Origin of the sequence: Nocardia sp. NPDC059195 (genome assembly GCF_042754695.1) — a bacterium.
Lineage (GTDB): Bacteria > Actinomycetota > Actinomycetes > Mycobacteriales > Mycobacteriaceae > Nocardia.
Genome location: NZ_JBHZBG010000004.1, coordinates 273,272 through 289,918, shown reverse-complemented (window position 1 = coordinate 289,918; position 16,647 = coordinate 273,272). Strand labels below are relative to the sequence as shown.

13 protein-coding genes are annotated in these 16,647 nt (G+C 68.6%); 3 read left to right on the top strand and 10 right to left on the bottom strand.

Annotated elements, in window-relative coordinates; all coding sequences use genetic code 11:
• The 3 genes from ACFXKN_RS08420 to ACFXKN_RS08410 all read right to left on the bottom strand — a co-directional run.
• The coding region (locus ACFXKN_RS08420; RefSeq protein WP_379432795.1) for a hypothetical protein at window positions 1-1,222 on the bottom strand (1,222 nt) is incomplete at its 3' end.
• The gene (locus ACFXKN_RS08415) at window positions 1,219-1,593 is read right to left on the bottom strand and encodes a hypothetical protein (RefSeq protein WP_378972396.1); all 375 of its coding nucleotides are present in this window, start codon (window positions 1,591-1,593) and stop codon (window positions 1,219-1,221) included. The genes ACFXKN_RS08415 and ACFXKN_RS08420, both read right to left, overlap by 4 nt.
• Before the next feature lie 36 nt (window positions 1,594-1,629).
• A complete protein-coding gene (locus tag ACFXKN_RS08410) occupies window positions 1,630-2,361 on the bottom strand; it encodes an ESX secretion-associated protein EspG (protein WP_378972411.1) in 732 nt (243 codons plus the stop codon).
• A gap of 194 nt (window positions 2,362-2,555) precedes the next feature.
• Here ACFXKN_RS08410 and ACFXKN_RS08405 point away from each other — a divergent pair, with 194 nt between their 5' ends.
• Both ACFXKN_RS08405 and ACFXKN_RS08400 read left to right on the top strand, forming a co-directional pair.
• Window positions 2,556-3,377 (top strand): DUF5602 domain-containing protein, encoded by an 822-nt coding sequence (locus tag ACFXKN_RS08405; protein ID WP_378972468.1) that lies wholly within the window; start codon window positions 2,556-2,558, stop codon window positions 3,375-3,377.
• A 53-nt stretch (window positions 3,378-3,430) separates the two neighbouring features.
• Window positions 3,431-6,520 (top strand): AAA family ATPase, encoded by a 3,090-nt coding sequence (locus ACFXKN_RS08400; protein WP_379432794.1) that lies wholly within the window; start codon window positions 3,431-3,433, stop codon window positions 6,518-6,520.
• Here ACFXKN_RS08400 and ACFXKN_RS08395 read toward each other — a convergent pair.
• The 6 genes from ACFXKN_RS08395 to ACFXKN_RS08370 form a co-directional block, all read right to left on the bottom strand.
• Window positions 6,514-7,464 carry a D-isomer specific 2-hydroxyacid dehydrogenase family protein gene (locus ACFXKN_RS08395; protein ID WP_378972475.1) on the bottom strand — a complete coding sequence of 317 codons (951 nt, stop codon included), beginning with the start codon at window positions 7,462-7,464 and terminating at the stop codon, window positions 6,514-6,516. The genes ACFXKN_RS08400 and ACFXKN_RS08395 overlap by 7 nt on opposite strands.
• 266 nt (window positions 7,465-7,730) lie before the next feature.
• Complete coding sequence (ligD, locus tag ACFXKN_RS08390; RefSeq protein WP_378972481.1) at window positions 7,731-8,690, bottom strand: non-homologous end-joining DNA ligase; 960 nt, start codon at window positions 8,688-8,690, stop codon at window positions 7,731-7,733.
• Window positions 8,691-8,759: 69 nt separating this feature from the next.
• Window positions 8,760-10,934, bottom strand: coding sequence for an MMPL family transporter (locus ACFXKN_RS08385; protein ID WP_379432793.1), 2,175 nt, complete (start codon window positions 10,932-10,934; stop codon window positions 8,760-8,762).
• Window positions 10,935-10,963: 29 nt separating this feature from the next.
• Window positions 10,964-11,419 carry an EXLDI protein gene (locus ACFXKN_RS08380; protein WP_379432792.1) on the bottom strand — a complete coding sequence of 152 codons (456 nt, stop codon included), beginning with the start codon at window positions 11,417-11,419 and terminating at the stop codon, window positions 10,964-10,966.
• A gap of 217 nt (window positions 11,420-11,636) precedes the next feature.
• A complete protein-coding gene (locus ACFXKN_RS08375; RefSeq protein ID WP_378972500.1) occupies window positions 11,637-11,996 on the bottom strand; it encodes a hypothetical protein in 360 nt (119 codons plus the stop codon).
• 537 nt (window positions 11,997-12,533) lie between these two features.
• Window positions 12,534-14,657 (bottom strand): RecQ family ATP-dependent DNA helicase, encoded by a 2,124-nt coding sequence (locus tag ACFXKN_RS08370; RefSeq protein ID WP_379432791.1) that lies wholly within the window; start codon window positions 14,655-14,657, stop codon window positions 12,534-12,536.
• 251 nt (window positions 14,658-14,908) lie between these two features.
• Here ACFXKN_RS08370 and ACFXKN_RS08365 point away from each other — a divergent pair, with 251 nt between their 5' ends.
• Window positions 14,909-15,391 carry a hypothetical protein gene (locus tag ACFXKN_RS08365; protein ID WP_378952927.1) on the top strand — a complete coding sequence of 161 codons (483 nt, stop codon included), beginning with the start codon at window positions 14,909-14,911 and terminating at the stop codon, window positions 15,389-15,391.
• A gap of 1 nt (window position 15,392) precedes the next feature.
• Here the strand turns inward: ACFXKN_RS08365 and ACFXKN_RS08360 are convergent, their stop codons facing one another.
• Window positions 15,393-16,616 carry an RtcB family protein gene (locus ACFXKN_RS08360; protein WP_379432790.1) on the bottom strand — a complete coding sequence of 408 codons (1,224 nt, stop codon included), beginning with the start codon at window positions 16,614-16,616 and terminating at the stop codon, window positions 15,393-15,395.
• Window positions 16,617-16,647 lie beyond the last annotated feature (31 nt).

Below are 16,647 nucleotides of genomic sequence, written 5' to 3'. Positions count from 1 at the left end.
GTGTCGGTGCCTGATTCGGAAGCGAGGGCGGGGGAGTGGGTACGTCGCTGGGCGAACTCGTCGGCCCCTGGCTCTGCGGGGCGGGCGGTTCGGTCGGCGGCTTCGGTGCAGGTGGGTTCGAATCCTGCTGTGTCGGTGCCTGATTCGGAAGCGAGGGCGGGGGAGTGGGTACGTCGCTGGGCGAACTCGTCGGCCCCTGGCTCTGCGGGGCGGGCGGTTCGGTCGACGGTGCAGGAGCTTCAGTGGACGGCGCAGGCGGTTCGGGAGCGGGGGCGGGCGCTTCGGAAGTCGGCGCGGGCGCTTCAGTGGACGGCGCAGGCGGTTCGGTAGTTGGCGCAGGCGCCTGAGTGGGCGGTGCAGGCTGCTCGGGTGTGGGGGCGGGCGCTTCGGAAGTCGGCGCGGGCGCTTCGGTAGTTGGCGCGGGTGTCTCCGGTGTCGGAGACTGTGGAGTAGAGCCCTGGCCTTGGGGCGCAGGGCTTTCCGCCGGTGCGGGCGTCCGGGGTGCGGGGTCTTCGCCCGGCGTCACAGTTGCGCCGGGAGCCGGAGCGTCACCGGGAGCCGAGCCGGATTCCGGGGCCTGTGGCGATTCCGGCGAATTGCCCTGTGGCGCGGAGGGGTCCGTGCCAGGGCTCGGCGTCGACCCGTTGCCCGGTGCGGGTGAACCACCGCTGCCCGCGGGCGATTCCGTTTCCCCTGGTGCGGTGGGCAACGCTGGGACACCGCTTCCGGCAAGCGAATACGCCGGCTTGTAGATCATGTTCATCGCCAGCACGGCTTCCTGGCGCAGCGCCTCGGCCGCCATCTGCGCGTCGATCACCTGCGCGCTCTCCAGCAGGCGGGCGATCGCCCCGATCGGGCCCGACCCGCCCGGCGCGACAACGGCCAGCTTCACGGCTTCGGCGGCCGCGGCGACACCGCCGAGGCGGGCGCCGACTTCGGCCATCACCACCGCGAGTTCGTCGATGGATGCGGCGAAGCTGCGGGTACTCGCCGCGGCGGCGTCGGCGGCGGTACCGGACCAGCCGGTGTCGTTGATCACCCGGTCGGCGCCGGATTTGGTGAGCGGCATCGAGGTGGTGAGGGTAGCGGCGGTCTCCAGCCAGGTCATCGACGCGCCGAGAATGGCACCGGCGTCGATCTGCTGGGCACGCGTGTAGATCTGTTCGTGCGGCATGGATTCGAAATGTTCCATCGCACTGACGTAGGTCGGGTCGGTGCTCATCCGCGCACCCTCGTATCGACGGCGCGCAGGGCGGCGGCCGCGGCGGCATCGGCTTCCTCGTAGAGGCCCGCGCTGAGCAGGAACGCCTCTTTCATCCGGTAGGCCGCCTCGATGTAGCGGTCGAGCAGTTCGGCGGCGTCGCGTGCCTTGTGCGCGAAGCCCGCCTGTAACTGCTGGGCGGAGACGAACCCACCGAACCCCGCCGCCTCGGCAGCGTTCTCGAGCCCCTGCCGCAACTGAGCGAGGTGCTCGGCCTGCTGTTCGTACAGGTCGGCGCACCGGCGCGCGGCATCGGGGTCGAATGTCAGTGTCCCCGCCGCGGCGGCGCTGCGGAACCGGGAGATCTCGGCTCTGCTGCTCTCGATCGTCATCGCGTCTCCCCTCCAGATGATGCGGTGGAGTCCAGGTTAGCCGGACCTTCTGCTGTGCGAACTGTGCGCCGGCACCAACCTGCGCTGTAACTGCGCGGCGAGTTGCCCAGTGGACGCGGGCACCACGTGCACGGTTTCACCCGCGCGCAGCAGGTATCGACCATCGTTGGCCACGTCGATCCAGCTGTAGTGCACCGGCGGGCTCGGCACCGGACGGTCGAGCCCGGTCTCGATCCGAATGTGGCCCTCGGCGGTATGCGGCCTGCGCAATAACCGCTGGATACGCGGCACCGCGGGATGGGTCGCGAGCACGGTTTCCTCGTCGCGTACCGCGTCGGTCGCGGCCTCGCGCGCGGGTTCGCGTCCGGGCGGGGTATCGGGCAGACAGGCCGCCACGCGGGCGCCGATCCCCGCGGTATGCCCGATCGAAACACGCACGCTGCCACCGTAATCGGGCCGGGTACTCGGATCTTGCACTACCAGCACGGCATGGTCGTAGACCGCGCAGGCGAGTAGCCGGATTTCGCTGCCGGGGGTATGGGCGCCGCCGACCAGTACGACTCTGGCGTGCGGTTCGGCGATGATCCGCAGGCAGGCGGCGAGGTCGGGGTCGCCCCCGGGTAGTCGATCGTGCAGCCCCGCGCGCAATCGGGCCGCGTCGTTCTCGGTGTGCGGTGACTCGAGCACGCGCAGCGGAAACGGCATGCGGTCCTGACCCGATTCCCGCCAGACGTGCGCGAATTCGTCAGCGGTGAAGGTCCATCCCATTGCCGATCCCATCCTTACCGAACCAGGACGGGGACAGCCTAACCCGCGGTGTCCGATTCCGGCGTGCCGATCATGCCCATACCTCCGAATGGAAACTTTTGCCGCTGATGAGTACCTCAGATGAGTATTTCGGCGGACGCTCGGGTCGGCAAACCCTTCTACGTTCAGGACTGACCCCGTCGAAGGGAGCGGTCATGTCCGATATCAGGCGGCGCGCGCGAATACTCACGACGGCGCTGGCGGCCGCGCTCGTCCTCGCCTCCGCGGCCGCGTGTAGCGACGATTCCGGCCCGAAGACCTATTACGGCGACGAACGATCCATGGGCAACGGCCAGATCCGCACCTACGTGACCACCGACAAGGACGGCCATCCCACCGAACTCGGTCTGCGTATCCAGGAGTCGGCGCTGGAAGGGCTGCCGATGCCCGCCACGATGCCAGAGGGCCCGCCACCGGCCAGCCCCGGCCTGGCCCTCCCGGCGGAAGCCGAGGGCACGGTGATCAACCACCTCACCTTCGACTGGGTCCCGCACGGCCACCCACCGATCGGCATCTTCGACAAATCCCATTTCGACACGCACTTCTACTTCATCGACGATGCCGCGGTGCAGGCGATCAACCCGCAGGACCCGCAGTTCCTCGCCAAGGCGGGCGTCAAGCCCGACCTGAAGTACATGCCGACCGGTTTCACCACCCTGCCCGAGCCGATCGAGGTGCAGGCGGTGCCCGCGATGGGCGTGCATTGGGTCGACGGCACGAAACCGGTGGTTCCGGGCCAGTTCGAGTTCACTCAGACCCTGATCAACGGTGCGTGGGACGGCCAGTACATCTTCACCGAACCGATGTTCACCAGGGACTGGCTGCTCACCAAGCCCTCGTTCACCGGCGACATCACCCAACCCCAGGCCTACCAGCACTCGACCCGCTATCCGACCACCTATTCGATCAACTTCGACGATCAAGCGAAGGAGTACGTAGTATCGGTCGGCGGCCTGACCGAGCGCACCGCCTCATAGCCCCTGTTATAGCCCCTCACCTGCGAGTATGCTCTGATACTCGGAGGTGAGGTGTGGCGACCGAGTTGATCGGACGTGACGGCGAACTGGCCGATCTGCTGGGTCGGCTCGACGACGCGGTGCACGGCGCGCCGCAACTGGTGATCTGTTCCGGCGAGGCGGGCGTCGGCAAGACCAGCCTCGTCGCCGAACTGACCGTGCGCGCGCGGCGCGACGGAGTGCGCACCCTGTGGGCCCGTGCCCTCGAACTGCCCGACACCCCACCGTTCTGGCTCTGGCACCAGGCGCTCGGCACCAGCACGCCTGCCCCCGGCGCCGACCGCGTCGCCCTGTTCGACGGGTTCGCCGCGGGCCTCGACGGTGCCACCGGCGGCGTCCTGCTGGTCGTCGACGACATCCATTGGGCCGACGAGCCATCGCTGCAAGCGCTGCTCTATGTGGTGCGTGCGTTGCGCGAGCGCCGAATCATGGTGTGTGCCACCGAATGTTGCGGCACCGCGGGCACCGGCTGGACCACCATCAAACCCGACCTCCTGCGCGAACCGGTCGCAGGCTCGCTGCCCCTGCGCGGACTCTCGCCCACCGACTCCGCGCACTGTTTGCGGATCGAGGCGGGCCGTGACCTCCCCGACCAGTTGGCCGGCGAGGCCTTCGACATGACCGCGGGCAACCCCTTCTACCTGCGCGAACTAGGCCGTTCCCTGCGCGGATCCACCGATGACGCGCTGCGCCTGCCCACCAGCTTGCGCGAGGTGGTGCGCGGCCGGATGACACCCCGCTCGGCATCGGCGCAGGAGTTGCTCCGCGCCGCGTCGATCTTGGGCGAGCGGTTCACGATCGCGGTCGCCGCCCGGCTCGTCGAACGTTCGGTGCCGGACTGTCTCGGCGCGGTCGACGAGGCGATCGATGCGGGTCTGCTGGCCGCCGCCGATGAGCCGGGTACGGTGCGTTTCACCCATGCCCTCGTGCGCGCCGCCCTGCTCGACGGGTTGTCGCTACAGCGGCGTGTGCTGCTGCATCAACGCGCGGCGCTGGGTATCGAGGAGCTGTATCCCGATGCGGTGGAGGCGAATTCGGCGGCGCTGGCCTGGCATTGGGCCAATGCCGCGGTGGGCGGAGCCCCTGAGCCCGCGGTCCGCTGGGCGCGCCGCGCGGCGGACGTCGCGTTGCGGGAACTGGCTTTCGAGGAAGCCGTCCGGCTCTACGGGTTGGCCTTGACCCACGCGGCCGACCTCGACCCGGTCGCCAGGGGCGGCCTGCTGCTGCAACGCGCCGCAGCAGCCGCGCGTGCCGGCGTCCTGAACTCGGCGAAGTCGGATTTCCTCGCAGCACAAGCGATAGCGCGCGCCGCATGTCACGCCGGACCTCCGCACCGCAGACCTGAGGCTGTCGTCTTGCTTGCCGAGGCCGCGCTGGTGCTCGAGCCGATCGGCGACCGAAGCTGGGATCGCGACATCGCCGATGCCTGTGCCGAAGCGCTGGCGGCCGGTGTCCGGGATGAAGCGCGGGCGGCCGGTGTCCGGGATGAAGCGCGGGCGGCCGGTGTCCGGGATGAAGCGCTGGCGGCCGGTGTCCGGGATGAAGCGCGGGCGGCCGGTGTCCGGGATGAAGCGCGGGCGGCCGGTGTCCGGGATGAAGCGCGGGCGGCCGGTGTCCGGGATGAAGCGCTGGCGGCCTGCCCCCGGGACGAAGCGCTGGCGGCCCGCGCCCGAGACGAGGCGTTGGCGGCTGGCGCTCGGGCCGTGGCGTCAGCGGCTGATCACCCGCCCGACGGCACGCCCGCCGACGGGCTGAGCGGCGCGCCGCCCGCCGACGCGCTCCCCGAGTCGTTGCGGGCCCGGTTGCTCGCCCGCGCCACCGAGGCGGCGGTTCACCTCGGCAATCTCGACGGTGTCGATGAATCCAGCAGGGCCGCAATGCAATCCGCCGACCGCAGTGATGATCCCGTCGTCTTGGCTGCCGCGCTGCGCGCCCGTCGGCTCGCCTGCAGCGGACCCGAGCACCGCGACGAGCACCGGGTACTGGCCACCCGGATGATCGAAGCGGGCGAGCGTGCGCGTGATCCCGCCGTGGAGATGTGGGGCAGGTTGTGGCGCATCGACGCACTGTGGGAGCAGGGTGATCTGAGTGTGATCACCGGCGAATTGGCCTGTCTGAGTTGGTGTTCCGAGCGGACCGGCGGACCGATGTCGCGCTGGCGCCTGCTCGTCGCGCAGGCCGCGTCGGCTCAGGCGCACGCCGAATTCGACGATGCGCTCGACCTGGCCGGACAGGCACACGAGCTCGCGACAACACTCGGGCATCCGGCGGGGGAGGGGGCTTACCGGGCGTTGCTCGGCGTCGTCGGACACCATCGCGGCCATCGCCGCGAGGTGCTGACGGCGGCCGCTGCGGTGACGCGCGGACCGGTGAGCAACCTGCTGCTCGCCGCGCTCGGCACCGCGTTCCCGATGATGGACAGCGGGCTGAGTGCCGAAGCCGAACCGCTCTATCGCAATCTCGGGCCGCCCCAGAAATGGTCGGTGCCGCCGTATTTCCGGCTCAATGTGCTCGCGGTCGGTGGGGCGATCGCCGCAGCGCTGCGCATCGGCGACGACGTCGCGTACTTCCGCGAGCAACTCGGTCGATACCGTGGCATGCACGTCACCGGCGGCGGCAATGCCAACTACCTCGGCCCGGTCGAGCTCTGGTTGGGCAAATTCGCTGTGGCACTCGGTGATTCGGACGTCGCCCGCATCGAACTCGCCGGTGCCGCGCAGACCGCGCGCATGATCGGCGCCCCCGGGTTCGCCGTCGAGGCCGAGTGCGAACTCGCCGAGCTGCTGTTGCTGCACCGCGACACCGCCGCCGCGGTCGCCCTCGCGAAAAGGGCATTGCCGACGGCGATCTCCCTCGCCATGCCCCCGTGGACCCATCGGCTACGCGTGGTGGCCGCGCACGAGATCACCTGCGCCGCACTGACACCACGCGAACGCGAGGTGGCCGACCTGGTCGCACGCGGCCTGACCAACCACGAAATCGCCGCGGCTCTTGTACTTTCCGACCGCACCGCGCAGAACCACGTTCAGCACATTCTCACCAAGCTCGGCTTCGCCAAACGCAGCCAGATCGCCGCCTGGGTGAGCAGTCGGATCCCTCAGTAACCCCGGGAGGTGTCGATCATCGCCTCCAACGGCTCACCCGTGACGAACCGCGCCACGTTCGCGCCGACATGATCGGCGAACGCCGCCAACCGCAGCTGCGGTGGGTTCGAATCGTGCGGGGTGATGATCGCGTTCGGCAAGGTCCACAGTGGGTGCCCGTCGGGCAGTGGTTCCGGGTCGGTGACGTCGAGTCCGGCGCCACCGATCAACCCGCCGGTCAGCGCGTCCACCAGTGCGTCGGTGTCGATCAGGCTGCCACGGGCCACATTGATCACCCACGACGACGGCTTGAGCCTGGCCAATTCGTCGGCACCGATGAGGTGGCGGGTCTGCGCCGTCGCCGGTGCCGCCACCACCACATGATCGGTATGCGAATACACCCGTGCGAGCTGATCGGTGGGCACCGTCTCGACATCGGCGGGAATCCCATGACCGCTCACCGGGCGTCCCGACCGGTTCACCGCGATCACATGGGCACCCAGCGGGGCCAGCATCGGGATCAGCGCACGCCCGATCCCACCCGCGCCGACGATCGTCACGGTCTTGCCGCGCAACGACCCGATGTGCGGGAAGAACTCGCGTTGCTGCCACGACGTAGCCCGCAACTGCTCGGGCAGATACCGCACACCCGCCAGCAACATCATCAGCGCGTGTTCGGCGACACTGTGCGAGAACGCCCCGGCGGCGGAGGTGAACAGCACGTCCGGGTGCGCGGTGAATACGCCTGCGTCGAAGAAGTCCTCGATCCCCGCGGCGGGCAACTGCGCCCAGCGTACCGACGACGGCAGGGTCGCCGGAAAATCACCGGGTTTGCCGGTCCAGATCAGTGCGTCGGCCTCCGCGAGCTCACCGACCCGAGCGCCCGCTCCGACGACCGCTTTCTCGAGCAAGCGCGGCGCCGGCTGGTCCGGGGCGATCGCGATCGTGGTCGCGGATTCCTGCACAGAGACCTCCTGGGTCGATCGGCTTTCTGCGCCGCACTGCGGCTCGAGCGCTGTCGTCGGCACCGCGCGCGGTCCCGGACTCTGATTCTTCCTGGTCGCTATCGACGGCGCCGCCGCACCCTCCCAGTCTCGTCCCCAGCGCGCGTCGTTCCACCATGGTTTCTCGTCCCGGTGCACACGCTGGTCGGCTGGTCGTGACACTCATCCGTCGGCGGCCCGCCGCATCGCGGTCTCGTGTAGTCGTCGGCGGTGTCGTCCAGGACGGCTCATTCTTCGTCGAGGTCGACGAGTTCCTCGACGCCGTGCCGATCGGCCAGTTCCAGCAGGGGTGCGATGTCGAAGACGGTGTTGTCCATGTCGGCCTGCAGGTCGCCGAGCTCGGCGTAGCGGGCGGGCACGGTCGCGATGGTGAAGTCGCGCGGCACGATGTCGTCGATCTCGGTCCAGCGAACCGGGGTCGACACGGTCGCTTCCGGTACGCCCCGCACGGAGTAGGCGGCGGCGATGGTGTGGTCGCGCGCGTTCTGGTTGTAGTCGACGAACAGCTGCGCGGGATCGCGGTCCTTGCGCCACCAGGCCGTCGTGACGTCCTCGGGCGCGCGTCGTTCCACCTCCTGCGCGAACGCGAGCGCCGCCCGTCGGACCTCCCCGAACCCGTACTCCGGCGCGATCCGCACGTACACATGCAGTCCGGAACCACCGGAGGTCTTCGGCCAGCCGACCGCTCCGAGTTCGTCGAGCACCTCGTGCACCACCCCGGCTACCCGCCGCACCCGCGACCACGGGCAGTCCGGCATCGGATCGAGGTCGATGCGCCATTCGTCCGGCGACTCGGTATCCGAGGCCCGCGAATTCCAGGGATGGAACTCCACCGTGGACATCTGCACAGCCCAGATCACGTCCGCGAGCTCACGCACGCACAGCTCGTCGGCATGCCTGCCGTAGCGCGGAAAATGTACGCGCACCGTCGGAATCCAGTCCGGCGCACCCGCTGGCACCCGCTTCTGGTGCACCTTTCCACCGGGTAGTCCCTTGGGAAATCGGTGTAGCATGCAGGGCCGATCCCGCACAGCGTTGACGATCCCGTCCCCGACGCTCAGGTAGTACTGCGCCAAGTCGAGCTTTGTCACGCCGAGCTCGGGAAAGTACACCCGGTCGGGATTGCTGACCCGCACCGTGTGCTCACCCACCGATAGTTCGACCGCGGGCGCCGCAGACTTGGCCACCCGCCCAACGATAGACGAGCAGGTCCGCTCCCGACGGGGAGCGGACCTGTGTCGTTGTGTGTCTGTTCGCTACCAGCGGCTGTGCTCCGTCGGCGGCGTGTAGTAGCTCTCGGCGTAGGAGTGCGCTGCCCAGCGCGACTTCTTGTCCTCGTCACTGTCACCACCGTGGCCGGGCCACCACGCGCGGCGCCCGAGGAGCGCGGTCACCGCGGGAGTGAAGAACAGTGCCATCACGAACGCGGCGATCGCGATACCCACCGAGATGGCGAAGCCCATCTGCGACAGAGTGCTGTTGCCCGCCAACATCATCGAGGCGAAGGTGCCCGCCAGGATGAGACCGGCAGCGGCCACCGTCGGCCCCGTGTGTCGCACGGCCAGCGCCGCCGCTTCCCGTGGTGTGTGCCCCTCGCGGGCTTCTTCCCGCAAGCGGGCGACCATCAGGATGTTGTAGTCGGTACCCAACGCGACGACGAACAAGTACATGATCACCGGCAGCGTGAAGATCAGGCCGTTCTCCCCCTGGATCTGCTGGAACACCAGCACCGTCGCGCCGAGGGTCGCGGCGAAGCCGAGGAACACCGAGGCCATCAGGTACCAGGGTGCGACGAGACTGCGCAGCAGCAGCGCCAGTACCAGCATGATCAGGATCGCGGCCACCGGGAATACGATCGCGTAGTCGTGGTTCATCGCGTCCTTGAAGTCCACGAACACCGCGGTCATGCCACCGACCGCCGCCGTGGCCCCCGCGGGCGCCGCCTGATGCGCGACCGCACGCAGCGGACCGGCCACCGTGTCGAGCGCGGCGTCGGATTCCGGTGCGTCGGCGAGCGTCACCTGGAAGTTCGCGATCGTCCGGTCCGGCGACAGCTGCGCGGGTCCGACCTGGCCGACACCCGCCACCTGGGTCAACGCGGTTCGGTAGGCCGCGAGCTGGTCATCGCCGAGCGGCCCGCCGGGCGAGTGCAGCAGCACATCGGAGGGCTGGGTCGCGCCCGCGGGCATGCCCTTGAGCAACTCGGTGGTGAAGACCACCGACTCGGAGGCGTCGGAGGTGGAGCCCGAGCTCAGATCGAAGGTCGGATTGAAGCCGATCGCGAACACCCCGAGGGCCACCAGCACGCCGCCGGAAGCGACAGCGAACACGCCGGGCCGCCTGCCCATCGCCGCACCGATCGCGCCGAATCTGGCACCCCGCGGCTCGACCTGCCAAGACTTCGACGGCCAGAACACCTTGGTGCCGAGCAGCGAGACGATCGCGGGCACCAGCGTGAGACCGGCCAGTAGTGCCACCGCGACCGCGATCGCCAGCGCCGGACCCATCGCCCGGAACATCCCGAGGCTCGACAGTGTCAGTGCCATGAACGCGATGATCACGGCCGCCGCCGCCGAGGTGATGGCCTCACCGACGCGGGCTACGGCATTGACCATCGCGGTCTTCGGGTCATCGCCCGCCCGCAGCCGTTCCCGGTAGCGGAACATCAGGAACAGGATGTAGTCGGTGCCGACACCGAACAGCACCACCAGCAGGATCGCGCTGATCGAGGTGTCGATATCGAGGTCGAATGCCTTGGCGGCCATCGCGATCAGGCCGCTGACGGTGCTCGAGATCGCACCGATGGTGATCACCGGCAGCAAGGCGATCACCGGGCTGCGGAAGATGATCAGCAGCAGCACCAAGATCAAGATGATCGTCGCGATGCCGATGATCGCCATACCCTTCTCACCCTCTTCGGTCTGATCGAGGGTCTGTGCCGCCGTGCCGGTGATGCCTGCCTTCAGCCCGGAGTCACGCACCTGTTCCGTCAGCTGCTCGCGCAGGCTCTTCACCGCCTCGCCTTGGGTCTTGTCGGCGGCGTCGGTCAGTTTGGTCATCTGCACCGCGATGACCTGGACCAGACGGTTGTCCGACGGTGGCGTCACCTGAATGCCGGTGACGCCCTTGATGTTGCGTGCGGTCAGTGCCGCGGCGGCCGCGCTGACCGCCGTCGAATCTGCGTCGGTCAGCGCCGCGCCGTCCGCGCGGACCACCACGATGAGGGCGGCGGGTGCGGCATGCTGCGGAAATGCCCGCTCCTGCAACTTCATCGCCTGGATCGACTCGTAATGCGAAGGCAGGAACTCGGATTGATCGGTCGTCGCGGTGAGCGTCGGTGCCGTCGCCAACACGGCGACGATCGCGAGCACCCACAGGCCGATCACTTTCCAAGGATGGTGGACGACGACGCGTCCCAGTCCGGCGAACATAGTGGTAGGTCCTTTCCTGGCCTGGCGGGTCAGACGTCGAGGTCGTGGTTGCGCGGGTGCTGGACGCGGTCGACGACCATCAGGTGGACCTTCGGCGAGACCAGTGGGCGCAGTGCGTCGAGCGAATCGACCACCTCGGTGGTGTAGTCGCCCCAGCTCTGCTCGCTCTTGCCGAGGATCGAGCGCCAGTTCTTCCAGTCCTCGGTCCAGTCGCCGAGCTCGTTGTAGTCCGACCACGCGGCGGTCTGCTTGTGCACCAGGAAGTTGCCCTTGCGGGTGAGGTAGACCCGGACGGTCTCGATGGCCTTGCGGGTTGCCCGGCGCGATTCGCCGACCTGTCGGCCGGTGAAGCGCTGGGTGCGGCCGCCGCCGGGGCCGACCTTGACGGTGATCGGGGCGAAGCCGTCGGCGTCGGGGCTGGTTGGCTTGGTGGTGTCAACGGCAACCAGGTCGGTGTCGTGCGTGGGGAGGGGTTCGGTGGACATCGATCGCTCCGATTCGATAAGGCAGTGCGCATATGGGCATGGGTGTACGAGCGGCGTGCCCCTCGTTTCGGGCCGTCGTCGTGGGTCTGTGTTCAGTTGTGCGGTGACTGTGTGCGTTCCGTCCGACTCACTATAAGTAGATGTATACGTATAGAGCAAGAGGCAAAAAAAGTCCGCACGGATCGACTCCGTGCGGACCGCTCAGTTCGGGGTGGAACTACAGCTCGTAGACGCCGAACGCCCGATTCTGAATGCACATCGGCATCACGTGGACCCGGTCGGTCCATTCGAATTTCGCTGCCGCCTCAACGGTTTCGCGCTCCGCGACGCACACGCTCGCGGTGCCCGGCATGGTCAGCGGATTGAACACCGCCAGTGGGATGCCGGCGTGGACGCCGCTGTAGAGGCCGCCGCTGAAGCACAACGGTGTGATGGCGATGCCGCGGATGGCGCTCTCGCGGTCGGCCGCGGCCTGGGCGCCGGGGACGCCGGCGCAGTCGAGGGGGTTCTCGTTCGACGCCTGGGCGGGAACGGTCAAAAGGGTGAATCCGGCCGCACAGCCCGCGGCAACGGCCATCAGGGTTCGAGCAAATGTGGTCCTGGTCATAGGCGCATTCAAGCACTGGTGGTGGAGGGCGCACACAATCCGGGCGGCGTGTTGGGTTTTTTGGGGTGGGTCGGGGATTCGGGGGGTTGGTAGTCCCAGGAGGTTTGACGCTGTGTTTATTGGCGCGCTGGCGCGCGCGTGTCCGTGGCCCTGAGGGGCCGCCGGTTAGCGCTCGAGACTAGCGCCTTCGGCGCAGCGCTTTCGAGCGCTAACCGGCGACCCGGCCGCGGACCGGCCACTTCGTGGCCGCCGCTCCCTATGGGTCGCGGGTGCGGGGTTGGGAGTGCGGTCATGGCGGACCTGGGGTGCACGGTGGGGCTGGGAGTGCGGTAGGGCTGCGGGCTTCGGGGTGTGTGGTGGGGCTGGGAGTGCGGTAGGGCTGCGGGCTTCGGGGTGTGTGGTGGGGCTGGGAGTGCGGTAGGGCACTGCGGACTTCGGGGTGGGTGGTGAGGCTGGGAGTGCGGTAGAGCTCTGGTCTTCGGGGTGCGGTGTGGCTGGGTGGGGCGGTTAGGTGGGGGTGGCCAGGGCGAAAGGGAGGATTGCGTCGGCGCCGCTGGTGCGGAGGGCGTGGGCGGCGACGGTCATGGTCCAGCCGGTGTCGGTGAGGGTGTCGACTAGCAGGATCGGGCCGTTGACCGCGGCGAGGTCGGGGATCTCCCAGGAGTCGAACAGTCCGGCCACTCGGTGGGCGGAGTTGGCCGCGGAGACCGGGGGGCGGTCGGGTCTGGTGTGGAGGGTGCCGAGGTTGTCGAGTCTGCCGATCTGGGCCAGGCGTGCGGCGAGGCTGGAGGTGAGCTGGGGGTAGCGGGGGGATTCGAGGGCGAGCACCGAGGTGGGGCGGGTGGTCCAGGTCCAGTCGCGGAGCACAGCGATGCAGGCGTCGAAGACCGCGTCGGGTACCGGTGCGTCGGGGGCGTCGAGCAGGGTGCGCAAACGCATGCCCCAGCTGAGGTCGGTGAGTCGACCCAGTACGCGACCGGTCTCGGCACCGCCGGAGATCTTGCCCGACAACGGGATTCCCAGCTTCGCCATGCCGCTCGGCCACTGTTTGCGGGGGGCGAGGTCGAGGCCGGGGCGGTCGAGGCGGGCCCGGGTTGCGGCGATCGCGGCGTCGTCGACGGTGGTGTCGGGGCGGGTGCCGGTGCAGTTGTCGCAGCGGCCGCAATCGAGGTCGGCTGTTGCCAGCCCGGCCATGCCTGGGTCGTCGAGTTGGCGGCGCAGGAAGGTCATCCGGCACGTCGACGTCGACTGATAGTCGATCATCGCTTGTTGTTCGGCGTCGCGTGCCGCGGCCAAGCCCTCGTAGCGTTCGGTGTCGTAGGCCCAGTCCTGGCCGGTCGAGAGCCACCCGCCGCGCACCCGCCGCACGGCACCGTCGACATCGAGCACCTTCAGCACCATCTCGAGCCGCGATCGGTTCAGCTCGACGAGCGGTTCGAGCGCCACCGTCGACATCGCCCGGTCGGTATCCAACGCGGCGAGCACCGAGCGCACGATGTGCTCACGCGGGAAGGCGACGGACGCGAAGTAGCTCCAGATCCGCGCGTCCTCGGGGCCCGGCAGCAGGACAACCTCGGCGCGCTCGGTGCCGCGGCCCGCACGACCGACCTGCTGGTAGTACGCGATCGGCGAGGACGGAGCCCCGACGTGCACAACGAAACCGAGATCCGGCTTGTCGAAGCCCATACCGAGCGCCGACGTCGCGATCAACGCCTTGACCTCGTTGTTCAGCAGCGCGGCCTCGAGCACCTCGCGTTCGGCGGGGTCGGTTTGGCCGGTGTAGGCGGCGACGGTGTGGCCGTGCGAATTCAGCAGGTCGGCCAGATCGTTGGCCGCGGCGACCGTGAGGCAGTAGATGATGCCCGAGCCCGGCATCCGATGTAGCTGTTCGCCCAGCCACGCCGTGCGCTGCACCGCGTCGTCGAACCGCACCACCGAAAGGTGCAGCGACTCGCGATCCAGCGTGCCGCGCAACACCAGCGTGTCGGTGCCGATCTGCCCGGCCACATCGGTGACCACCCGGTCGTTGGCGGTCGCGGTGGTCGCCAGGACCGGCACCTCCGACCCGAGGTCGGCGATCAGCGTTCGGATGCGGCGGTAATCGGGCCGGAAGTCGTGGCCCCAGTCCGACACGCAGTGCGCTTCGTCGATGACGACGAGCCCGGCGTCGGCAGCCAGACGCGGCAGTACCTGATCGCGGAAGTCGGGGTTGTTCAACCGTTCCGGGCTCACCAGCAGCACGTCGACCGCACCGTCGGCCACCCGCTGATGGATCTCGTCCCACTCGGTGACATTGCCCGAGTTGATCGTGGCCGCCACCACCCCGGCGCGCTCGGCGGCCGCCACCTGGTTGCGCATCAACGCCAGCAGCGGCGACACGATCACCGTCGGTCCACGCCCCGCCCCGCGCAGCAACTTGGCCGCGATGAAATACACCGCTGACTTACCCCAGCCGGTCCGCTGCACCACCAGCGCCCGCCTGCGCCGCACCACCAGCGCTTCGATCGCGATCCACTGATCCTCCCGCAACCGCGCGTCGGGCCCGGCGAGCTCACGAAGCAACTGCTCAGCTCGTTCGCGCAGGTCAGGGTCCGTCAGGTCGAGCACATCGTTGCCTGCGGGTGAGGTCATGCGCCTATCGTGCCGCACACCTCCGACAGGTAGGTACCGCCTCTCCGCGATTCTGGCCGGATTCGGGTGCGCAGGGAGCAGGGGGCGCGGCCGTGGGAACGTCGGGGGCGCGGTTGGCTCGTGCCCGGTGGAGTTACCCATGTTCGTGCGAGATCAGGCGTCGCCTCGCACAGCCAGATCGGCCATTCAGTCGGCGAATAGTCCTGCGGGGGAGGAGAATAGGGCTATTGCCTGACCGCGGGAGGGGCGTTATGTCGAACAGATTCGACTCGCCTGCCGGGTGGACGCCGCCCGGTTCGCAATTCCAGACGAATTCGAACACCTCCCGCACGCTGATCGGCGCGTTTCTCGCGCTGATCGTGACGCCGGTCGGGATGGGGCTCGCCGCACACGGGGCACTCGACACCAGCCGGTGGGTCATCCTCGGTGACGCCGCCGACCGGCTCGGCTCGACCCTGCAGATCATCGTGGGCGCGCTGCTGCTCCTGCTGGTGAGCGCGCTGGCCGGGTTCACTCCCGTCGCGACCGTCCTGGCCGGACTGGTGTGGGGCGTGCTGCCCGGCCTTGTCTACTTCGTCTCGCCGGAGAGCACGTGGCGGATGGTGGGTGATCTGCCGCTGATGACCGATGAAATGCACCTCGCGCTCCACGCGTGGATCACCAGCGGCTACACCTTCGTCGTCGGGTTGCTGCTCGTCGGCGCGGGTGTGGCGGGCACCCTGCGCCGACGATGAATCAGCCCTTCACACACAGCACCTGACGCAGCGTCGCCACCACATCGACCAGATCGGCCTGTGCCGCGATCACCTGATCGATGTCCTTGTACGCGGCCGGGATCTCATCGACCACCCCCGCGTCCTTCCGCGATTCCACACCCTCGGTCTGCGCGACCAGATCCGCGACCGTGAACTGCCGTTTGGCGGCCGACCGGCTCAACCGCCGTCCCGCACCGTGCGAGGCCGACTGGAACGAAGCGGGATTCCCCTTGCCCCGCACCACATACGACCGCGTCCCCATCGACCCCGGAATCAACGCGAGTTCACCGGATCCGGCCCGCACCGCACCCTTACGGGTCACCAGCATCGGCTCGCCGTCGATGATCTCCTCGGCCACATAGTTGTGGTGGCAGGAAATGGGCTCGTCGAAACGCACCTCGCGCCCGGTGAATTCGTCGCGCACCGCACGGCACACCAGCGACAGCATCACCGCGCGATTGCGCGCGGCGTACTCCTGCGCCCAGGTGAGATCACGCCGGTAGGCGTCCATCTCCGAGGTCCCGGACACGAAGACGGCCAGGTCCCGATCCGGCAGCGACTGGTTGTGCGGCAGCGCACGCGCCACCGCCATGTGCCGCTCGGCCAGTTCCTTGCCGATATTGCGCGAACCCGAGTGCAGCAGAATCCAGACGGCATCGTCGGAGTCGAGGCAGACTTCGATGAAGTGATTGCCGCCGCCAAGCGACCCGATCTGCTTGTGCGCCTTGGACTCCAGCTGGGAAACCCCGGGATGCAGCTCACCGAACGAACGCCAGAACCGCTCCCACCCGTTGGCGCGCAAGGCGGCCTGCCCGTGTGAACCCGCGAGCTCGGCACCGAGCTTCGTCACGTTCACGGCATCCTTGTGCGCCTGGAAGCCGACGGGCACCGCCTGCTCGATCCGGCTGCGCAGCGAGCGCAAGTCGTCCGGGAGATCGGCGGCGGTGAGATCGGTCTTCACGCTCTCCATCCCGCACCCGATATCGACGCCGACCGCTGCGGGCGCGACCGCATCACGCATCGCGATGACCGAACCCACCGTCGCGCCTTTACCCAGGTGCACATCGGGCATCACGCGCAGTCCGTACACCCATTCCAGGTTCGCGATATTGCGAAGCTGGCGCAGCGCTGACTGCTCGATCTCGTGCTCGTTGGCCCACATGAGCGTCTGCGCTCGCGTACCGCGCAGCTCGACGGGAAACATGGTCGGTCCTCTCCTAGATGAAGGACCAACG